This is a genomic window from Mesorhizobium sp. LHD-90, assembly GCF_030929505.1.
Taxonomy (GTDB): Bacteria; Pseudomonadota; Alphaproteobacteria; order Rhizobiales; family Rhizobiaceae; genus Kumtagia.
Genome location: NZ_JAVFVV010000001.1, coordinates 390,798 through 408,345 on the forward strand (window position 1 = coordinate 390,798; position 17,548 = coordinate 408,345).

A 17,548-nucleotide genomic window follows, 5' to 3' on the forward strand; every position below is an offset into this window, starting at 1 on the left:
CAATCACTGGCAACAGCGCCTGAAAAATGCAAGCGACGCTGGACGAAACGCGGAGAGATTGGCAACTTGTGCTCGAAATGCAGCGCGGGGGACACGCTGCGAAGGAGAGGACCACATGAGCATGGCAAGTTACGACCGGCCGGCGGCGTTCCGCATCGGCCGGGTGTTTGGCGATACGTTCAGCGTGCTTGGGCGCAATTTTGGGCTTTGCCTCGGGCTGGCGGTGATTTTCTCAGGCATTCCGACTTTCCTGTACCAGCTCTTGACAGGCTCGCAGATCGACGCCGCGCTGTTGTCGGCCGAGACAGGGGCGGTGCCGCCGCCCGAGTTCGAGCCGACGTCGGCGCTTGCCGGCCTCGTCTATTTCATCATCTACCTGGTGCTGGCGTCGATCCTGCAGGCGGCCCTGGTGCGGACGACAATCGAGGACCTGAATGGGCAGCAGCCGACATTCGCCGACGCGCTGAGCCGCGGCATAGCCGTGCTCCTGCCGATCATCGGCCTCCTGTTCCTGATGTATCTCGGCATCGGCATCGGCTTCGTGCTGCTGATCATTCCGGGCCTCTATCTGCTTATCCGCTGGTCGGCCGCGGTGCCGGCGCTGGTCCACGAGCGTCTCGGCGTTCTTGAAAGCATGAGACGCAGCTCCGAACTGACGAAGGGAAGCCGCTGGCGCATCTTCGGGCTGTTCGTCATCCTGATCGTCGCGATCTGGATCTTGCAGCTCGTTTTGGGACTTCTGGCCCTGGCGATAATGCCCATCCTTGGGACGGTCCTGGCCACGGCGCTGGTTGCCGTGCTTTCGGCGGTGACGTCGGTGATCGCGTCGATCGCCATGGCCGTCGCCTATGTCGAACTGCGCTACGTCAAGGAAGGCACGGATGTGAAGCAGCTCGCCGAGATCTTCGCCTAACCGCCCAGGCGAAAATGCTGGAGCAAGCGCCGGCCTCGCTTCGCCGAGGCCGGTTTCGCAAATGCCGCATTGCACAATCATCGGCGGCGCGCAAAATGCGGCATGGCTCAAGCGCCCCTCGCCATTCTGGTCATCGACGAGAACCGCATCCGCGCCTCGATCATCGAGGCGGGGCTGCGCGAGGCCGGCCATGACGACGTGACGCTGGTGCACGACGTTGCTGGCATTGCCCGGCGGATCGCCGCGATCAACCCCGACGTGATCGTCATCGACCTGGAAAACCCCAACCGCGATATGCTGGAGAACATGTTCCAGTTGTCGCGCGCGGTGAAGCGGCCGATCGCCATGTTCGTCGACCGCTCGGACCGCGATTCGATCGAGGCGGCGATCGACGCCGGCGTGTCCGCCTATATCGTCGACGGGTTGAAGCGCGAACGGGTGAAGCCGATCCTCGACCTGGCGATCAGCCGCTTCAATGCCTTTTCGCGGCTGTCGCGCGAACTGGAGGAGGCGCGCAGCGAACTCGAGGATCGCAAGGCGGTCGAGAAGGCCAAGGGCATCCTGATGAAGTCGCGCGGGCTGCCGGAGACGGAAGCCTACGCGCTGCTGCGCAAGACCGCGATGAACCAGAACCGCAAGATCGGCGAGGTGGCGCGCAGCCTGATCCTGGCCGCCGGCCTGCTCGGCCCGGGAGACGACGCATGAGCACCGACGCGCCGCACCAGATCACCGCCGGTTTCCTGCCGCTGCTGGACAGCGCCCTGCTGGTCGCTGCCAAGGAGGCGGGCTTCGCGGCGAAGGAGGGCGTGGACCTGACGCTGGCGCGCGAAACTTCCTGGGCGAACATCCGCGACCGGCTGGCCGTAGGGCATTTCCAGGTGGCGCATATGCTGGCGCCGATGCCGATCGCCTGCAATCTCGGGCTGACGCCGCTGGCCGCGCGCACCGTGGCGCCGATGGCGCTCGGGCTGGGCGGCAACGCGGTGACGGTCTCCAACATGCTTTGGCAGGCTCTGGCGGCGCATGGCGCGACCGATGATCTTGCGCCGCGCGCTGCCGGCGCCGCGCTGAAGACGGTCGTCGCGGAGCGGTCGCGCGCCGGCCAGCCGCCGCTGCGCTTCGCCGTCGTGCACCCGCATTCGGGCCACAACTACGAGCTCCGCTACTGGCTGGCGGCCTGTGGGGTCGACCCCGATCGCGACATCGACATCGTCATCGTGCCGCCGCCGCTGATGGCCGACGCGCTCGGCTCCGGGGCGATCGACGGCTATTGCGCCGGCGAACCCTGGAACACGGCGGCGGTGCAGCTCGGCCACGGACGCATCGCCACGGTGAAGGCGGCGATCTGGCGCTCCAGCCCGGAAAAGGTGCTGGGTGTGGCGCAATCCTGGGCGGAGGCGCGGCCGGAGGCGCTGGCTTCGCTGCTGCGCGCGCTCTACCGCGCCGCCGCGTGGTGCGGCGATCCCGCCAATCTGGGCGAACTCGCGCGCATGCTCGCGGCTCCCGCCTATGTCGGCCGGCCGACCGAATGGATGCTGCCGGCTTTGTCGGGCCGGTTGCAAACCGGGCCGGAAACGACCGTCGGCGTGCAGGATTTCTTCGTGCCGCAGGCCAAGGCTGCGACCTTTCCGTGGAAGAGCCACGCGCTGTGGTTCTATAGCCAGATGGCGCGCTGGGGGCAGGTCGGGCACAGCGCCGCCAACGCCTCGATCGCCCGCGAAACCTATCGTCCCGACCTCTACCGCGAGGCGCTGAAGCCGCTCGGCGTGGCGCTACCCGGCGCCAACGCCAAGGTGGAAGGCGCGCTGAAGACGGCCACTCCGGTCGGTTCGGCGGGCGCAAGCTTGACGCTCGGTCCCGACGGCTTCTTCGACGGAAGCCTGTTCGACCCGGATGCGCTCGACGCCTATATCGCGGGGCAGGCCACGGCCCCTGATCGCTGAACAGGCATTCTTGTGCATCGCACAATAAATGAGCAGACTGACCAGCGATTGACTAGCGTTTGATCGCACCTGTCACGGCTCGGTCTGATCGCCAATTTTTGCAAGCTATTGAAATTACGTCCCTTCTAACTCGATTTCGAGTCTGGCACGTTCCCTGCTTCGTTAAATCCGAGGCCCTCGGGCCAAAAATATCGGCGTCCAATGGCGGGCGCCCCCAGGCAAAGCTGCCGATCAGGTTTCCGCGATCCCGGATGGACGGACGCAGGCAGCCTGGCCGGCAGCTTTTTTGTTTTCGCGATCCAGCCGGCGTGGCCCGCACGCCGCCCAACGGAGCCGACAATGACAGAAACCTTCCCAGCCGCGCCCAGCCAGGACAAAGCCCCGGCCCGCGCGCTTGCCATGTCCACCATCGCCTTCACCGTCTGCTTCGCCGTGTGGACGATCTTTTCGATCATCGGCGTGCGCATCAAGCAGGAACTCGGTCTGAGCGAAACCGAGTTCGGCCTGCTGGTCGGCACGCCGATCCTCACCGGCTCGCTGGTGCGCATTCTGCTCGGCGTGTGGACCGACCGTTTTGGCGGGCGCCTCGTCTACACCGCGACCATGCTGGCTGCGGCAATCGCGACGTTCCTGCTGGCCTTCGCCCAGACCTATGCGCAGATGCTGGTCGCCGCACTTGGCGTCGGCTTGGCCGGCGGCTCCTTCGCGGTCGGCGTCGCCTATGTGTCGCGCTTCTATCCGGCCGGCAAGCAGGGCACGGCGCTCGGCATTTTTGGGGTAGGCAATGTCGGTGCGGCGGTGACGAAGTTTTTGGCGCCGTTCGTGCTGCTGGCCGCTGGCTGGCAGGATGTCGCCGTGATCTGGGCGTGCGTGCTCGCCTTCATGGCCTTGATCTTCTGGTTCGGCACCGAGGACGATCCGGTGATCCGCGCGCGCCGGGCTGGCGTGGACCGTAGCGCAAAGAGCTTCTGGCAGGAATTTGCGCCGCTGAAGAACCTCCAGGTCTGGCGCTTCGGGCTCTATTACTTCTTCGTCTTCGGCGGCTTCGTCGCGCTGGCGCTGTGGCTGCCGCGCTATCTGATCGGCGTCTACGGTTTCGACATCGCCACCGCCGGCATGATCGGCGCGGCCTATTCGATCCCCGCCTCGATCTTCCGGGCTTATGGCGGCGTGCTGTCCGACCGGCTCGGCGCGCGCACCGTGCTCTACTGGACCTTCGTGGTGTCGGCAGTGTGCTGCGCGGTGTTGGCGCTGCCGGCGACCGACTATGCCGTGCGCGGCATCGACGGCCCGATCGTCTTCCACATCGAGATCGGCTGGCTGGCGTTCATCGCCATCGCCTTCGTGCTGGGCTTCTTCATGGCGATCGGCAAGGCCGCCGTCTACAAGCACATCCCCGTCTATTACCCCGACAGTGTCGGTGCCGTCGGCGGCCTCGTCGGCATGATCGGCGGGCTTGGCGGCTTCGTCCTGCCGATCGCCTTCGGGGCGCTGAACGACCTGACGGGCGTCTGGTCGAGCTGCTTCATGCTGCTCTTCCTGGTCGTCGCGGCCTGCCTCGCCTGGATGCATGCGGCAATCCTGCGGATGAACCGCGACATCTCGACGGCGCGCGAGCCGTCGCTCGTGGCGGCGGCCGAGTGAAGCGGGGATCAGCGACATGACCGAGAAACTCATCATCGTCGGCAACGGCATGGCGCCGGGCAGGATGCTGGAGCACCTGCTGGAAGCCGCGCCCGACCGCTACCAGGTCACCATCTTCAACGCCGAACCGCGCGTGAACTACGACCGCATCATGCTGTCGCCGGTCCTGTCGGGCGAGAAGGCGTTCGAGGAGATCGTCATCCATGGCGACGGCTGGTACATCAAGCACGGCATCACGCTCTACAAGGGCCACAAGATCGTCGCCATCGACCGTGACGCGAAAACCGTCACCTCCGACCATGGCGTGACGGAACACTACGACAGGCTGGTGATCGCCACGGGTTCGGTGCCCTTCATCATCCCGGTGCCGGGCAAGGACCTGCCCGGCGTGCTCAGCTACCGTGACCTCGACGACGTCAACGCCATGCTGCTGGCCGCCCAGTCGCGAGCCAAGGCGGTGGTGATCGGCGGCGGCCTGCTCGGACTGGAGGCGGCGGCCGGCCTCAAGGAACGCGGCATGGACGTCACCGTGCTGCACGTCATGCCCACCCTGATGGAGCGGCAGCTCGATCCCGCCGCCGGCTACCTGCTGCAGAAGGCGGTCGAGGCGCGCGGCATCAAGGTCATCACCAAGGCCAACACCAAGGCCATCATCGGCAACGGCAAGGTCGAAGGCGTCGAACTCGCCGACGGTACAATCATCCCGGCGACACTGGTGGTGATGGCAGTCGGCATCCGGCCGAATGTGGCGCTTGCCAGGGAGGCGGGGCTGAAGGTCAACCGCGGCATCGTCACCGACGACCGCATGCGCACCTCCGATCCGACGATCTTCGCACTCGGCGAATGCGCCGAAGTCGGCGGCCATGTCTACGGCCTTGTCGCGCCGCTCTACGAGATGGCCCGTGTCGCGGCGGCGAAGCTTTCCGATAGCGAGGACAAGCGCTTCGTCCATTCCGATACGCCGACGAAGCTCAAGGTCACCGGCATAGACCTCTATTCGATCGGCGATTTCGCCGACGGCGAGGACCGCGAGGAGATCATCCTGCGCGACGCCTCGGCCGGCATCTACAAGCGCCTCATCCTGCAGGACAACAAGATCATCGGCACGGTGCTGTTCGGCGAGACCGGCGATGGCGCCTGGTTCAACGATCTGAAGAAGAAGCAGACCGACATTTCGGAGATGCGCGATACGCTGATCTTCGGGCAGGCCTTCCAGGGGGGCGCCTCCGCGGACCCTCTGGCGGCCGTTGCGGCACTGGCGGATGATGCGGAAATCTGCGGCTGCAACGGCGTCTGCAAGGGAAAGATCACCTCTACTATCACCGGCAAAGGCCTGACCGGCCTGGACGACGTGCGCGCCCACACAAAAGCGTCCGCCTCGTGCGGTTCGTGCACGGGCCTCGTCGAACAGCTTCTGAAACTGACGCTGGGAGACAGCTACAACCCGGCCGCCGTGCAGCCCATGTGCGGCTGTACCACGCTCGGCCACGACGACGTGCGCCGGCTGATCAAGGCCAAGGGGCTGAAGAGCATCCTCGCCGTGATGCAGGAGCTTCAGTGGAAGACCTCCTGTGGCTGCGCCAAATGCCGGCCGGCGCTCAACTACTACCTCGTTGCCGACTGGCCGGACGAATATGCCGACGACTACCAGTCGCGGTTCATCAACGAGCGCGTCCACGCCAACATCCAAAAGGACGGCACCTATTCGGTGGTGCCGCGCATGTGGGGCGGCATGACCTCGTCGAAGGAGCTGCGCGCCATCGCCGATGTCGTCGACAAGTTTGCGATACCGGCGGTGAAGGTCACCGGCGGCCAGCGCATCGACATGCTGGGTATCCGCAAGCAGGATCTGCCGGCGGTGTGGGCCGATCTCGGCAAGGCCGGCTTCGTCTCGGGCCAGGCCTACGCCAAGGGCCTGCGCACGGTGAAGACCTGCGTCGGCACGGACTGGTGCCGGTTCGGCACGCAGGATTCGACGGGGCTGGGCATCCGCATCGAAAAGTTCATGTGGGGTTCGTGGACGCCGGCCAAGGTGAAGATGGCGGTGTCGGGCTGTCCGCGCAACTGCGCGGAGGCGACCTGCAAGGACGTCGGCGTGATCTGCGTCGATTCAGGTTACGAGATCCACTTCGCCGGTGCTGCCGGCCTCGACATCAAGGGCACCGAGGTGCTCGGCCTGGTAAAGAGCGAGGACGAGGCGCTGGAGGTCATCGTCGCGCTGACGCAGATGTACCGCGAGCAGGCGCGCTACCTCGAGCGCATCTACAAATGGGCCAAGCGCATCGGCACGGCCGAGATCAAGCGCCAGGTGCTGGACGATGTCGAACGCCGCAAGGCCTATTACGAGCGCTTCGTCTTCAGCCAAAAGTTCGCGCAGGTCGACCCCTGGTCGGAACGCGTCTCCGGCAAGGACAAGCACGAGTTCCAGCCGATGGCAACGGTGGGTTTCGCGGAGGCGGCAGAGTGAGCGCAGCCCTGAGAAGAGCAAACCGCCTGACGCCACACGACAAGAGAGATACGCGATGAACTGGACACCCATCGGCATGCTCGCCGACATTCCTAGGCGCGGCGCGCGCTGCGTCGACACCCCGCAAGGTAAGATCGGCATCTTCCGCACAGCGGACGACCAGGTCTTCGCCATCGACGATCATTGTCCGCACAAAGGCGGACCGCTCAGCCAGGGCATCGTGCACGGCGCGGCGGTCACCTGCCCGCTGCACAACTGGGTGTTCTCGCTGGAGACAGGCAAGGCGCAGGGCGCGGACGAGGGGGCGGTCAGGACGATACCGGTCAAGGTCGAGGATGGCCGCATCGCGATCGCGCTCGGCGAAATGCTGCTCGCGGCAGAATGATGCGCGGGACGGCCTTTTTAGCCCGTGGCTTCGATTTCCTTGCGGGCGCAACTCGCGAGGAACGCCGATCGCGTCAGGCCACGCTGCTGCGCCGTCTCGTCGATTGCCCGCAGCATTCCAGCCTCGAAGGTCACGTTCGCGCGGACCACGCGGGTGTCGTTGTCCACGAGCGGAACGCGGATGATGAAGGCGCCGGCCGCCAGTTCCTCGCGGAGTTCGGGCTTCGCCACGACAGCGTCGATGGTCGAAGGTTCAGGCAACTCTGCATCTTCGGCGTAGAGTTGCAGCGCCTCCAGCGCATTAGACACGATATCCTCTTCCTCGTCGGCGGCGGAAAACACGCCCGGAAGATCGGGAAACGAGACGCCGTAGGCGCTGTCCCGATCCTTGTGGACGATGGCAAAGTAAGCCCGCATGGAAGACGGTCCTTCTATCTCAGCCAGCCGGCGGCCCGGGCGATGTTTCGCGCCGTCCCTTCCGGCAGATCCTTCTTGGGATGCGGAACGATCACGGTCCTGTCGCCCTTGCGGAATTTGTGGTGTGAACCGGAGACGGACACTTCCTCGAATCCCTCGGCTTTCAGCCTCTGGATGATCCGGCGGCTGTTCCTCTCCAATCCCGCCTCCCTCTATGCGCATCAAAATACACATCGATGGGTCCCGTTTCAAGTCACGAGGTCGTCATGGCAGCCGAGGTGAGGACCACATGCCCCTATTGCGGGGTGGGTTGCGGCGTGCTGGCGCGGGTCGCCGCGGACGGCAGCGTTGCCGTCCGCGGCGACCCCGATCATCCGGCCAATCGCGGCAGGCTGTGCTCGAAAGGCTCGGCGCTCGGCGAGACGCTCGGCCTCGACGGCCGGCTGCTTCACCCGGAGATCGGCGGCAAGCGCGCGGAATGGAATGCGGCGCTCGACCTCGTGGCGCGCCGTTTTTCCGAGACGATAGCGGCGCACGGGCCGGATTCCGTCGGCTTCTACGTCTCCGGTCAGCTTCTCACCGAGGATTATTACGTCGCCAACAAGCTGATGAAGGGTTTTATCGGCTCCGGCAACATCGACACGAATTCGCGCCTGTGCATGGCGTCCTCGGTGGCAGGACACAAGCGCGCCTTCGGCGAGGACATCGTTCCGGGCACCTATGAGGATTTCGAGCAGGCCGACCTCGTCGTCTTCGCCGGATCGAACACCGCCTGGTGCCATCCGGTGCTTTATCAGCGCCTGCTTGCGGCCCGCGCCACACGCGGAACGAGGATCGTCGTCATCGATCCGCGCCGCACGGCGACCGCCGCGGATTGCGATCTGCATCTGCCGATCCGGCCGGGCACCGACGTGCTGTTGTTCAACGGTCTGCTTGCCCATCTCGCGCGCGAGGGTTTTGTCGACGCCGCCTATGCCGCCGCCCATACGACCGGCTTCGATGCCGCGCTGGCGCTGGCCGCCTCCGACGCGCCGACGCTGGCGCGGGTTGCCGAGGGCTGCGATGTCGCTCTCGCCGATGTCGAGCGCTTCTACGCCTGGTTCGCCAAGACCGAGCGCAGCGCCACCGTCTACAGCCAAGGAATAAACCAATCGGCGCACGGCACCGACAAGGTCAACGCCATCATCAACTGCCATCTCGCCACCGGCCGTATCGGCAAACCCGGCATGGGGCCGTTCTCCGTCACCGGCCAGCCCAACGCCATGGGCGGGCGCGAGGTTGGCGGGCTCGCCAACCAGCTTGCCGCGCATATGGGTTTTGACAGCCCGGCGGACATCGACCGCGTCGCCCGCTTCTGGAATGCCCCCCGGACCGCCAGACGCGCCGGGCTGAAGGCGGTCGACCTGTTCGAGGCCGCCGCCGACGGGGGCCTCAAGGCGCTGTGGGTGATGGGCACCAACCCCGCCGTCAGCATGCCGGACGCGACCAGGGTGCGGGCCGCGCTGAAAAAATGTGACTTCGTCGTCGTCTCCGACATCACGCAAACCGACACGACGCGTTTCGCCGACGTGCTGCTGCCGGCCGCCGGCTGGGGCGAAAAGGACGGCACCGTCACCAATTCCGAACGACGCATATCGCGCCAGCGGCGTTTCGCGTCCTGGCCTGGCGAGGCCCGTCCTGACTGGTGGATCGTCACCGAGGTCGCCCGCCGCATGGGTTTCGCCGGGGCGTTTTCTTACTCGACGCCCGCGGAAATCTTCCGCGAGCATGCCGCCCTTTCGGCATTCGAGAACAGCGGTGGACGCCTGTTCGACATAGGCGGCCTGGCCAATATCGAGGAGGCCGAATACGAGCGCCTGTCGCCCGTGCATTGGCCGCTCAAGGGGGAAAGCGAACAAGAAACCGCAAGGCTGCTGGCCGACGGTCGCTTTCCGACGCCGGACGGGCGGGCGCGCTTCGTCGCGGTGCGGCAGGAAGGGCCGGCGCTGCCGCTCGGCGCGGCCTTTCCGATGGCGCTTAACACCGGCCGCTCGCGCGACCAGTGGCACACGATGACACGCACAGGGCGGGTGCCCCGGCTGATGGCGAACGCGCCGGAACCCGCGGTCGAGATGCATCCGGCCGACGCGGCCGCGCGCAACCTGCGCGACGGCGACCTGGCGCGCGTCGAGAGCCGCTACGGCGGCGCCCGCGCAAAAGTGCGCGTCACCGACGCCCAGCGCCGCGGCGAGGCCTTTTTGCCGATGCACTGGAGCGGGCGTTTTTCCGCAAACGCGGCGGCGGGGCCGCTGTCCTCGCCGCTCGCCGACCCGTTTTCCGGCCAGCCGGAACTGAAGCACGTGCCCGTGCGGATCTCCCGCGAGCCGATCGAATGGGCCGGCGTGCTGATCACCCGCCGCGACATCCGCCCGACCGGCCTGGTCCACTGGAGCCGGGCTGCGGTCGCGGGCGGCTGGGCCTACGAGCTTGCCGGCACCGAGCCGCCCGACCAGGGCATATTGCTGGCCCGCACGCTGATCGCGGGTGTGCCGCGCGACCGGCTGATCGACTACACCGACCGCAAGGGCGTGATGTTCCGCGCCGCGGCCACCGACGCGGAGGGGCGGCTTGCGGAGGCCTTGCTGGTCGGCCGGCCCGGCCAGTTGCCGGAGCGCGACTGGCTGCTGGCGTTGCTGGCGTCGGGCGAACCGCTATCGCCACTCGACCGCCGCGCGCTGCTGTCGGGGCGGGCGCCGGTGCCGGCGCCGTCGGTGGGCCGCATCGTCTGCTCCTGCTTCAATGTCGGGGTCAACCAGATCGCAGGCGCCGTCTCCGCCGGCTGCCGCAGCGTCGAGGATGTCGGCAAGGCGCTGAACGCCGGCACCAATTGCGGCTCCTGCCGGTCGGAGATCAGGGCGGTGCTGGCGGCGTCCAGCCTGCAGGCGGCGGAGTAGCGGCGGGGATCACTCACGCATTGCGGCGGACGTTGGCGAGTTTTGCCTGCAGCACCACGACCGCGAGCAGGAACAGGCCGCGGATGACCGACTGCCAGTAAGCCGACAGCGAGATCCAGCCCAGCCCGTTCTCGAAGTTCAGGATATTGAACACCAGCCCGAGCAGCAGCGCGCCGGCCAGCGTCGCGCCGATCGAGCCAACGCCGCCGGTGAGCAGGGTGCCGCCGACCACTACCGAGGCGATGGCGATCAGTTCCCAGCCCTGGCCTTCGATAGGCTGGCCGGCGCCGAACTGCGAGGCAAGTATGACGCCGGCCAGCCCGGCGAGCACGCCGGAGGTAATGTAGACGCCCATCAGCGTGCGCTCGACCTTGAGGCCCATCAGCGTCGCCGTCGCCTCGCCGTCGCCTATGGCGAGCACGCGGCGGCCGACCGGATGGCGCTCCAGCGCGATCCAGCCGACGACATAGGCAGCGAGCGCGATCCAGGCCGGGATCGGGAAGCCCAAAAAGTCGCCCTGGCCGATCTCGGTGAAGCCGCTGTCGTAGGAGACCGACACAGACTGGTTGTCGGCCAGCAGCAGGCCGGTTCCGTAGGCCGCCAGCATGGCCGCCAGCGTGGCGATGAAGGGCTGGATCTTCAGCCGCGTGATGACGAGGCCGTTGATGGTGCCGACGACGAGGCCGGTCGCCAGCCCGCCGGCGAGCCCCGCCGCCCAGTGATAGGGCGACAGAAGGGCTGCGACGACGCTGGCAAGTGCTGCGGTCGCGCCCACCGACAGGTCGATGCCGCCGGTCATGATGACCAGCGCCATGCCCAGCGCGATCAGCGCGAACATGGAGTTGTAGCGCAGGAAGGACAGCGCGTTGAAGGCCGACAGGAACCCGTCGTAGCGCAGCGCGCCGAAGACGATCAGCGCGGCCAGCGCGACGACGACGCCCAGCCGCGCCAGGTCGATGTTGGAGCGCGGCGCCAGCGGACCGAGGAAGGCGAGGCGGGAGGCGAGCGTGTTCATATCTAACCCCGCGCCGCGCGTAGCTGGATGAACACCGCTGCGATGATCAGCCCCGCCTTGACGATGCGCGCGGCGGCGTCGGGAACGCCGTTGGCGAGCAGCGTGTATTGCACGAGCTGGATGACGAAGGCGCCGAGAAGGGTGCCCAGAATGTTGGCGCGGCCGCCTGTCAAAAGGGTTCCGCCGACGGCGACCGCCGCGATGGCGTCGAGTTCCATGCCGAGCCCGACGAGATTGGCGTCGCTGGCGGAGTTGCGGGCAACCACGATCAGCCCGGCAATGCCGGCCAGCGCGCCGCTGATAACGTAGACGAGGCGTTTCACCCGCACGGCCGGAATGCCGGCCAGCCTTGCGGCTTTCTCGTTGCCGCCGACGGCGAGCATCTGCCGACCGAAGGCGGTGCGGCGCACCATGAAGGCGGCGAGCGCCACGATGACGGCCATGATGATGACCTGCGTCGGGATGCCGAACACGCGGCCGAGCGCGATGAACTGGAAGGCGTCGTTCTTGAAGACCTGCAGATTGCCGTTGGTCATCACCTGGGCGATGCCGCGCCCGGCGATGAACAGCACCAGCGTGGCTACGATCGGCTGGATGGAATAGCGGGTGATCAGCATGCCGTTGAACCAGCCGAAGGCGGCGGCGACGATGACCGGCACGGTGAAGGCTAGCAGGATCGCCAGGAACGGCGAGGGGATCGGCATGATGGTGCCGAGGAAGATCATCGGCGCCAGCGCCCCGGAAATCGCCATCAGCGAGCCGACCGAAAGGTCGATGCCGCCGGTGGCGATCACCAGCGTCATGCCGGTGGCGACGATGACGATGGTCGCCACCTGGGTCAGGTTGACGTTGAGCGTCTGCCAGGTGAGGAAGTTCGGCGTCACCGCCGCGTTGAAGGCGATCAGCGCCAGGAAGGCGATCAGCGTGCCGTAGCGGCTGACCCAGGCAAGAGCGCTGCCTTTCGGGCGGGTTTGCGGCGCGGTCGTTTCGATGGTGGTCATGATGACACGCCCCTTCCTTCTCCCCGTAAACGGGGAGAAGGTGCCCCGAAGGGGCGGATGAGGGGCAGGAGATCGCTTTTGAAGAGCAGGTGCCGCCCGTCCTTCGGACCCCCCTGGCGGGACCTTTTCCCCGCAAGCGGGGAGAAGGGGGATAGTCGCACCATCATCACGCCGCTTCCTCGTCCTGATGCGCCATCGCCGTCATCAGCCTTTCCTCGGTGATCTCCCCGGCGCCGAGATGCGCGACCGAATAGCCGTCGCTGAGCACGGTGACGTGGTCGGCGGCGGCGATCAGTTCCTCCAGTTCCGACGAGATCATCAGCACGGACAGCCCGTCGTCGGCGAGGCCGCGCAGCAGTTTCAGGATCTCGGCCTTGGCGCCGACGTCGATGCCGCGCGTCGGCTCGTCGACGATGAGCAGTTTTGGATTCATGCATAGCCAGCGGGCGAGCAGCACTTTTTGCTGGTTGCCGCCCGAAAGCTCGCGGATCGGCTGCTCGGGCGAGGCGCATTTGACGCCGAGCGCCTTGATGTAGCGGTCGACGATGCGCTGCTGTTCGGCGGTGTCGACGACGCCGGATTTCTGCAGGCGCGGCAGGATCGCCAGCGTCATGTTCTCGCGCACGCTCATCTCGGGGACGATGCCCTCGACCTTGCGGTCCTCGGACACGAAGCCGAATCCGTCACGAATAGCATCGGCCGGCGCGGCGTAGGATTTCTCCGCGCCGGCGACCCTGATCGAACCCTTGTCCTTGCGGTCGGCGCCGTAGAGCAGGCGGGCCGTCTCGGTGCGGCCGGCGCCGAGCAGGCCGGCCAGGCCGGCGATCTCGCCGCGCGCGATCGACAGCGACACGTCGCGCACGCGCAGGCCGGCGCCGAGTTGCGTGGCGTCGACGAAGGGTTCGCGGGCGATATCCTCGCCATGAACGCGGGCGGTGAAGGCGGTCAGTTCCTTGCCGAGCATGGAGCGGACCAGCTCTATCTTCGATATGTCCTTCATGGTGCTGACGGCGACCGTGCGCCCGTCGCGCATGATGGTGACGCGGTCGCAGATGGCGTAGAGTTCATCCAGCCTGTGGCTGATGAAGATGGTCGCCACGCCGTCGGCCTTCAGCGTCCGGATGGTCTCGAACAGCACGGCGACCTCGCGCTCGTCGAGCGAGGAGGTCGGCTCGTCCATGATGACCAGTCTTGCGTTCTGGGTGACGCCGCGGGCGATCGCCACCATCTGGCGCGTCGCGGCGCCGAAATCCTCCAGCGGGCGGTCGACATCCACGTCGAGGTTGAATCGTTTCAGCACCGCGCGGGCGTCGGCCCGCATTTTCCGGCGGTCGACGAGGCCGAGCCTCGTGCGCGGCTCGCGGGCGAGAAAAATGTTCTCGGCGACCGAACGGTTCGGCGCCAGGTTGATCTCCTGGTAGATGGTGGCGATGCCGGCCGCCTGGCTCTCGGCGGTGGAGCGAAAATCGACGGGCTTGTCCTCGAAGACGATATCGCCGGCGTCACGCGAATAGGCGCCGGTCAGGATTTTTATCATGGTCGACTTGCCGGCGCCGTTCTGGCCGATCAGCGCCATCACCTCGCCCGGCGCGACGTCGAGCGTCGCGGCGGTCAGCACGCGCACGCCGGAAAAGCTCTTGTCGATGGCCTTCATCGATAAAAGCATCGTTTTGGGGCTCCTCCCTCGAGGTGATCTTGCATGCGTGAGGGGCGGGGCGCAATGCGGGTTCGCTCCATCTCCCTCCTTGCGGGGGAGATAGGCGCCAGACAAACAAAGCCGGACAGGGACGAATCCCTGCCCGGCCCTTTCAGGAAAAACTCAGTACGCGTTCGCCAGCTCAGCCGCCGCGTTGGACGGGTCATAAAACTTGTCGTCGTTCTTGACCCAGGCGTCGATCTTCTCGCCGGCCGCGTATTTGGCCATGGTCTCGAAGGCCTTCGGCCCGAAGCGCGGGTTGCACTCGACGACAGCGTTGATCTTGCCGTCGACCACCGCCTGCACGGCTTCCTTGCCGCCGTCGATCGAAAGCACGATCACGTCGGTGCCGGGCTTCTTGCCGGCGGCTTCGAGCGCCGCGATGGCGCCCATCGCCATCTCGTCATTGTGGGCATAGATGATGTCGGCGTCGGGATGCGCCTGCAGCAGGGATTCCGCCACCTGGCGGCCCTTGTCGCGGGCGAAGTCGCCCGACTGCGAGGCCAGGATGGTGAAGCCGCCGGCCGCGGCGATCGCCTCGTCAAAACCCTTCTTGCGGTCGTTGGCGGGCGACGAGCCGGTGGTGCCTTCGAGCTCGATGATCTTCGACTTGCCGTTGGCGTTCTTGGCCAGCCATTCGGCGACGCGCTTGCCCTCGTCGATGAAGTCCGAGCCGATGAAGGTGACGTAGTCGGTGCCGGCCTTGGCCAGCGCCTGGTCGACATTGCGGTCGAGCAGGATCACCGGGATGCCGGCCTTCTTGGCGGCCATGACGGCCGGGATCAGCGGCTTCTCCTCGCGCGGGGCGAGGAAGATCAGGTCGACGCCCTGGGCGATCATCGAATTGACGTCGGCGACCTGCTTTGCGGCGGAGCCGGCGGCGTCGGTGTAGACGAGCTGGTAGCCGAGCTTCTTGGCTTCGTCCTGCATGCTCTGGGTCTGGGCGATGCGCCAGGGATTGTTGGACTCGGTCTGAGCGAAGCCGACCTTGTAAGTGTCCTTCTTTTCGAGCGGCGGCAGGTCCTGGGCAAATGCCGCGCCGGCGGTCAGGCCGGCTGCCGCGACTGCGGTGGCCGCGAGCAGAAGCGTGCGGCGGGTGATGTCACGCATGGGTGTTCCTCCAAATTTGGCCGACGAGCCCGGCTCCTCCGCCGGGACAGAAGCGGGTTCGCGCCGCCTCATAAACTGATCATATCTCCTAATTTTATGAGCGGTCAATCCAAATCAGGAACCAGCCGGTTTGCACCGATGGTCCAGTTCTTGGTTCTTCCGCGGGCAGGCGCCGAAGCGCTGATCGTCAATCCAAGGAGGCCCGGCGTCAAGCCCGAACGCACCTGCAAGCATGTTGTGCCGCGCGTTCGAGGCCTGGCGTCAAGCGAGTCGCCGGATTTTCCTCGTCTTCTCTCTGCAACTTCTTGAAATCATTCCGTCTTCCGCGCTTCACCAAATTCCCGAATGTGCGGTCGTGGCGACGGTTGAAGGTACGGCCCTTGACGACAACATGATCAAAAACAGTGGCTTGCGCCTCAGCGCGCGACCCGGAGGCCGTTTGCCGGGGCTGGAACAGCGGCTGGCGCCGCGGTTGTCGCCCTGATCACGAGCGGTCCGTCGATCTTGATTGTCATCGGCTTCAACTTCTTGCCGTGGATGGTGATGTCGAGCAGCGCCTCGGCGGCGCGCTGGCCCATCTCGTAGTTCGGCAGCACCAGGGTCGTCAGCGGCGGATGGGTGTAGCGCGCCAGTTCCTGGTCGTCGTAACCCATGATCGTCAGTTCGTCGGGAACCTTCAGCCCCATCTCCTGCGCGGCCTCCATGGCCCCCATGGCCATCAGGTCGTTGCCGCAGAGGATGGCAGTGGGCGGATTGTCGGCGCCGAGCAGGTCGAGGGCATGGTGGTAGCCGGTCAGCGGCAGCCAGTCGCCATTGCGGATCAGCCGTTCGTCGAAGGCGATGTCGGCGGTGGCGAGCGCCTGGCGGTAGCCCTTCAGCCGGTCGACGGAGGCGTCCATCCACGGTTCGCCATTGATGAAACCGATGCGCCGGTGCCCCAGTTCCGTCAGATGCGCCGTCGCCGTGAAACTGCCCGCGACTTCACCCGGCAGGATGGCGATATGCTTGCGCGGCTCGGCGTAGCAGTTGAGCAGGACGGTGGGCACGCCTTCGAGCGCCTTGGGAAGGGTCACATGGCGGGTGAAGATCGACGAATAGATGACGCCGATCACCGACTTGTCGCGCTTGACCGCCTCGATCGTGGCCTCCTCGAGTTCCGGATTGGAGCGGGTCACGTAGGTGGAAACGAGGAAGTTTTGCTCGAAGGCGAAATCGCGGGCGCCGTCGAGACTGACGACAGGATGTGGGCTGGTCGAGATCTCGTCGACCAGGTAGGCGATGGTGCGGCGCTCCGATCCGTCCGCCGCCTCGTGCCTTGTGCCGGGCAGCTTGTAGCCGACCTGGCGCGCGGCGTCGAAAACCCGCTGCTGGGTCTCCGGCGATATGCGCGCCCCCGACATCTGGTTGAGCACCAGCGAAACGCTGGACTGCGACACGCCGGCGATGCGCGCGACATCGGTCATGGTCGGTCGGCCGCGGCGTTTGTCGCCGCCGGCATCTTCATTGCTGTCGATTTTTGTCATGCCGCTCTCCGCTTGCCGCCGCGGCGCCGGTTTGCCCATGCGGTCTCCTGCGGGGTCGCGGCGCGTGTGAAAGCCCGGAAACAGGATAATCATGAAATTTGCAGTGAGCTAGTAATATTTTCGCCATCGATTAGGCATGAAATTATCTGGTCGCGAACTGGCAGAAATGCGCCCGCCCGCCGCCTTCTGGCAACCTCAAAAGACACGGGCGCCGCGAGCGCCCACTCACCATCGGACATCGGACATCGGAGGGGAGGGCTGTGGGGTTGCGAGGCATGCGGTGAAAGCCGGCTGTGACCGCCTGTCGTTCGGCGAGGGCTCACAGGATGCATTCGTGCGACATGGATGCGCTGGCTGCCGGGCAAGCCGGTTGCGCCCGGCCGCGTCAATCAAGTCAGTCGGAGCATGGGCCTGTCGAACCGCGACCCCGCAGCCTTGGCATGGTTCCTGCAGCGGTTGAAAGCGCCAGGACTATCTTGGCGCCGATGTACCAAATCGGGAA

At 66.2% G+C, this 17,548-nt stretch carries 14 protein-coding genes; 7 read left to right on the plus strand and 7 right to left on the minus strand.

The window, feature by feature from the left end; all coding sequences use genetic code 11:
- Nucleotides 1-115 precede the first annotated feature (115 nt).
- From RB623_RS01890 to nirD, 6 genes are all read left to right on the plus strand, one after another.
- Entirely contained in the window at nt 116-913 is a 798-nt protein-coding gene (locus RB623_RS01890) for a glycerophosphoryl diester phosphodiesterase membrane domain-containing protein (protein ID WP_308055043.1), read from the plus strand.
- Between the two features lie 102 nt (nt 914-1,015).
- Nucleotides 1,016-1,618, plus strand: coding sequence for an ANTAR domain-containing response regulator (locus RB623_RS01895; protein WP_308055044.1), 603 nt, complete (start codon nt 1,016-1,018; stop codon nt 1,616-1,618).
- A complete protein-coding gene (locus tag RB623_RS01900; protein ID WP_308055045.1) occupies nt 1,615-2,856 on the plus strand; it encodes a CmpA/NrtA family ABC transporter substrate-binding protein in 1,242 nt (413 codons plus the stop codon). The genes RB623_RS01895 and RB623_RS01900 overlap by 4 nt, the downstream gene beginning before the upstream one ends.
- Before the next feature lie 339 nt (nt 2,857-3,195).
- Nucleotides 3,196-4,500 carry a nitrate/nitrite transporter gene (locus RB623_RS01905; RefSeq protein ID WP_308055046.1) on the plus strand — a complete coding sequence of 435 codons (1,305 nt, stop codon included), beginning with the start codon at nt 3,196-3,198 and terminating at the stop codon, nt 4,498-4,500.
- A gap of 16 nt (nt 4,501-4,516) precedes the next feature.
- On the plus strand, nt 4,517-6,967 hold the full coding sequence (nirB, locus tag RB623_RS01910; protein ID WP_308055047.1) for a nitrite reductase large subunit NirB: 2,451 nt from the start codon (nt 4,517-4,519) through the stop codon (nt 6,965-6,967).
- Between the two features lie 55 nt (nt 6,968-7,022).
- Nucleotides 7,023-7,352 carry a nitrite reductase small subunit NirD gene (nirD, locus tag RB623_RS01915; RefSeq protein WP_308055048.1) on the plus strand — a complete coding sequence of 110 codons (330 nt, stop codon included), beginning with the start codon at nt 7,023-7,025 and terminating at the stop codon, nt 7,350-7,352.
- 17 nt (nt 7,353-7,369) lie between these two features.
- Here nirD and RB623_RS01920 read toward each other — a convergent pair whose 3' ends face one another.
- Nucleotides 7,370-7,768, minus strand: coding sequence for a type II toxin-antitoxin system HicB family antitoxin (locus RB623_RS01920; protein WP_308055049.1), 399 nt, complete (start codon nt 7,766-7,768; stop codon nt 7,370-7,372).
- Between the two features lie 14 nt (nt 7,769-7,782).
- A complete protein-coding gene (locus RB623_RS01925) occupies nt 7,783-7,968 on the minus strand; it encodes a type II toxin-antitoxin system HicA family toxin (RefSeq protein WP_106771309.1) in 186 nt (61 codons plus the stop codon).
- 66 nt (nt 7,969-8,034) lie between these two features.
- Between RB623_RS01925 and RB623_RS01930 the strand changes: the two genes are divergently transcribed.
- The gene (locus RB623_RS01930; RefSeq protein ID WP_308055050.1) at nt 8,035-10,701 is read left to right on the plus strand and encodes a molybdopterin-dependent oxidoreductase; all 2,667 of its coding nucleotides are present in this window, start codon (nt 8,035-8,037) and stop codon (nt 10,699-10,701) included.
- A gap of 13 nt (nt 10,702-10,714) precedes the next feature.
- Here the strand turns inward: RB623_RS01930 and RB623_RS01935 are convergent, their stop codons facing one another.
- The 5 genes from RB623_RS01935 to RB623_RS01955 form a co-directional block, all read right to left on the minus strand.
- Complete coding sequence (locus tag RB623_RS01935; protein WP_308055051.1) at nt 10,715-11,716, minus strand: ABC transporter permease; 1,002 nt, start codon at nt 11,714-11,716, stop codon at nt 10,715-10,717.
- A 2-nt stretch (nt 11,717-11,718) separates the two neighbouring features.
- Complete coding sequence (locus RB623_RS01940; protein ID WP_308055052.1) at nt 11,719-12,717, minus strand: ABC transporter permease; 999 nt, start codon at nt 12,715-12,717, stop codon at nt 11,719-11,721.
- A 166-nt stretch (nt 12,718-12,883) separates the two neighbouring features.
- Nucleotides 12,884-14,383 carry a sugar ABC transporter ATP-binding protein gene (locus RB623_RS01945; protein ID WP_308055053.1) on the minus strand — a complete coding sequence of 500 codons (1,500 nt, stop codon included), beginning with the start codon at nt 14,381-14,383 and terminating at the stop codon, nt 12,884-12,886.
- Between the two features lie 153 nt (nt 14,384-14,536).
- Nucleotides 14,537-15,523 carry an ABC transporter substrate-binding protein gene (locus RB623_RS01950; RefSeq protein WP_308055054.1) on the minus strand — a complete coding sequence of 329 codons (987 nt, stop codon included), beginning with the start codon at nt 15,521-15,523 and terminating at the stop codon, nt 14,537-14,539.
- Nucleotides 15,524-15,939: 416 nt separating this feature from the next.
- Nucleotides 15,940-17,046, minus strand: coding sequence for a LacI family DNA-binding transcriptional regulator (locus RB623_RS01955; protein WP_308055055.1), 1,107 nt, complete (start codon nt 17,044-17,046; stop codon nt 15,940-15,942).
- Nucleotides 17,047-17,548 lie beyond the last annotated feature (502 nt).

What these genes read in the sequence shown, in the direction of transcription:
- RB623_RS01890 (WP_308055043.1), top strand. Translation starts at nt 116, where the DNA reads ATGAGCATGGCAAGTTACGACCGGCCGGCGGCGTTCCGCATCGGCCGG.
- RB623_RS01895 (WP_308055044.1), top strand. Translation starts at nt 1,016, where the DNA reads ATGGCTCAAGCGCCCCTCGCCATTCTGGTCATCGACGAGAACCGCATC.
- RB623_RS01900 (WP_308055045.1), top strand. Translation starts at nt 1,615, where the DNA reads ATGAGCACCGACGCGCCGCACCAGATCACCGCCGGTTTCCTGCCGCTG.
- RB623_RS01905 (WP_308055046.1), top strand. Translation starts at nt 3,196, where the DNA reads ATGACAGAAACCTTCCCAGCCGCGCCCAGCCAGGACAAAGCCCCGGCC.
- nirB (WP_308055047.1), top strand. Translation starts at nt 4,517, where the DNA reads ATGACCGAGAAACTCATCATCGTCGGCAACGGCATGGCGCCGGGCAGG.
- nirD (WP_308055048.1), top strand. Translation starts at nt 7,023, where the DNA reads ATGAACTGGACACCCATCGGCATGCTCGCCGACATTCCTAGGCGCGGC.
- RB623_RS01920 (WP_308055049.1), bottom strand. Translation starts at nt 7,768, where the DNA reads ATGCGGGCTTACTTTGCCATCGTCCACAAGGATCGGGACAGCGCCTAC.
- RB623_RS01930 (WP_308055050.1), top strand. Translation starts at nt 8,035, where the DNA reads ATGGCAGCCGAGGTGAGGACCACATGCCCCTATTGCGGGGTGGGTTGC.
- RB623_RS01935 (WP_308055051.1), bottom strand. Translation starts at nt 11,716, where the DNA reads ATGAACACGCTCGCCTCCCGCCTCGCCTTCCTCGGTCCGCTGGCGCCG.
- RB623_RS01940 (WP_308055052.1), bottom strand. Translation starts at nt 12,717, where the DNA reads ATGACCACCATCGAAACGACCGCGCCGCAAACCCGCCCGAAAGGCAGC.
- RB623_RS01945 (WP_308055053.1), bottom strand. Translation starts at nt 14,383, where the DNA reads ATGCTTTTATCGATGAAGGCCATCGACAAGAGCTTTTCCGGCGTGCGC.
- RB623_RS01950 (WP_308055054.1), bottom strand. Translation starts at nt 15,523, where the DNA reads ATGCGTGACATCACCCGCCGCACGCTTCTGCTCGCGGCCACCGCAGTC.
- RB623_RS01955 (WP_308055055.1), bottom strand. Translation starts at nt 17,046, where the DNA reads ATGACAAAAATCGACAGCAATGAAGATGCCGGCGGCGACAAACGCCGC.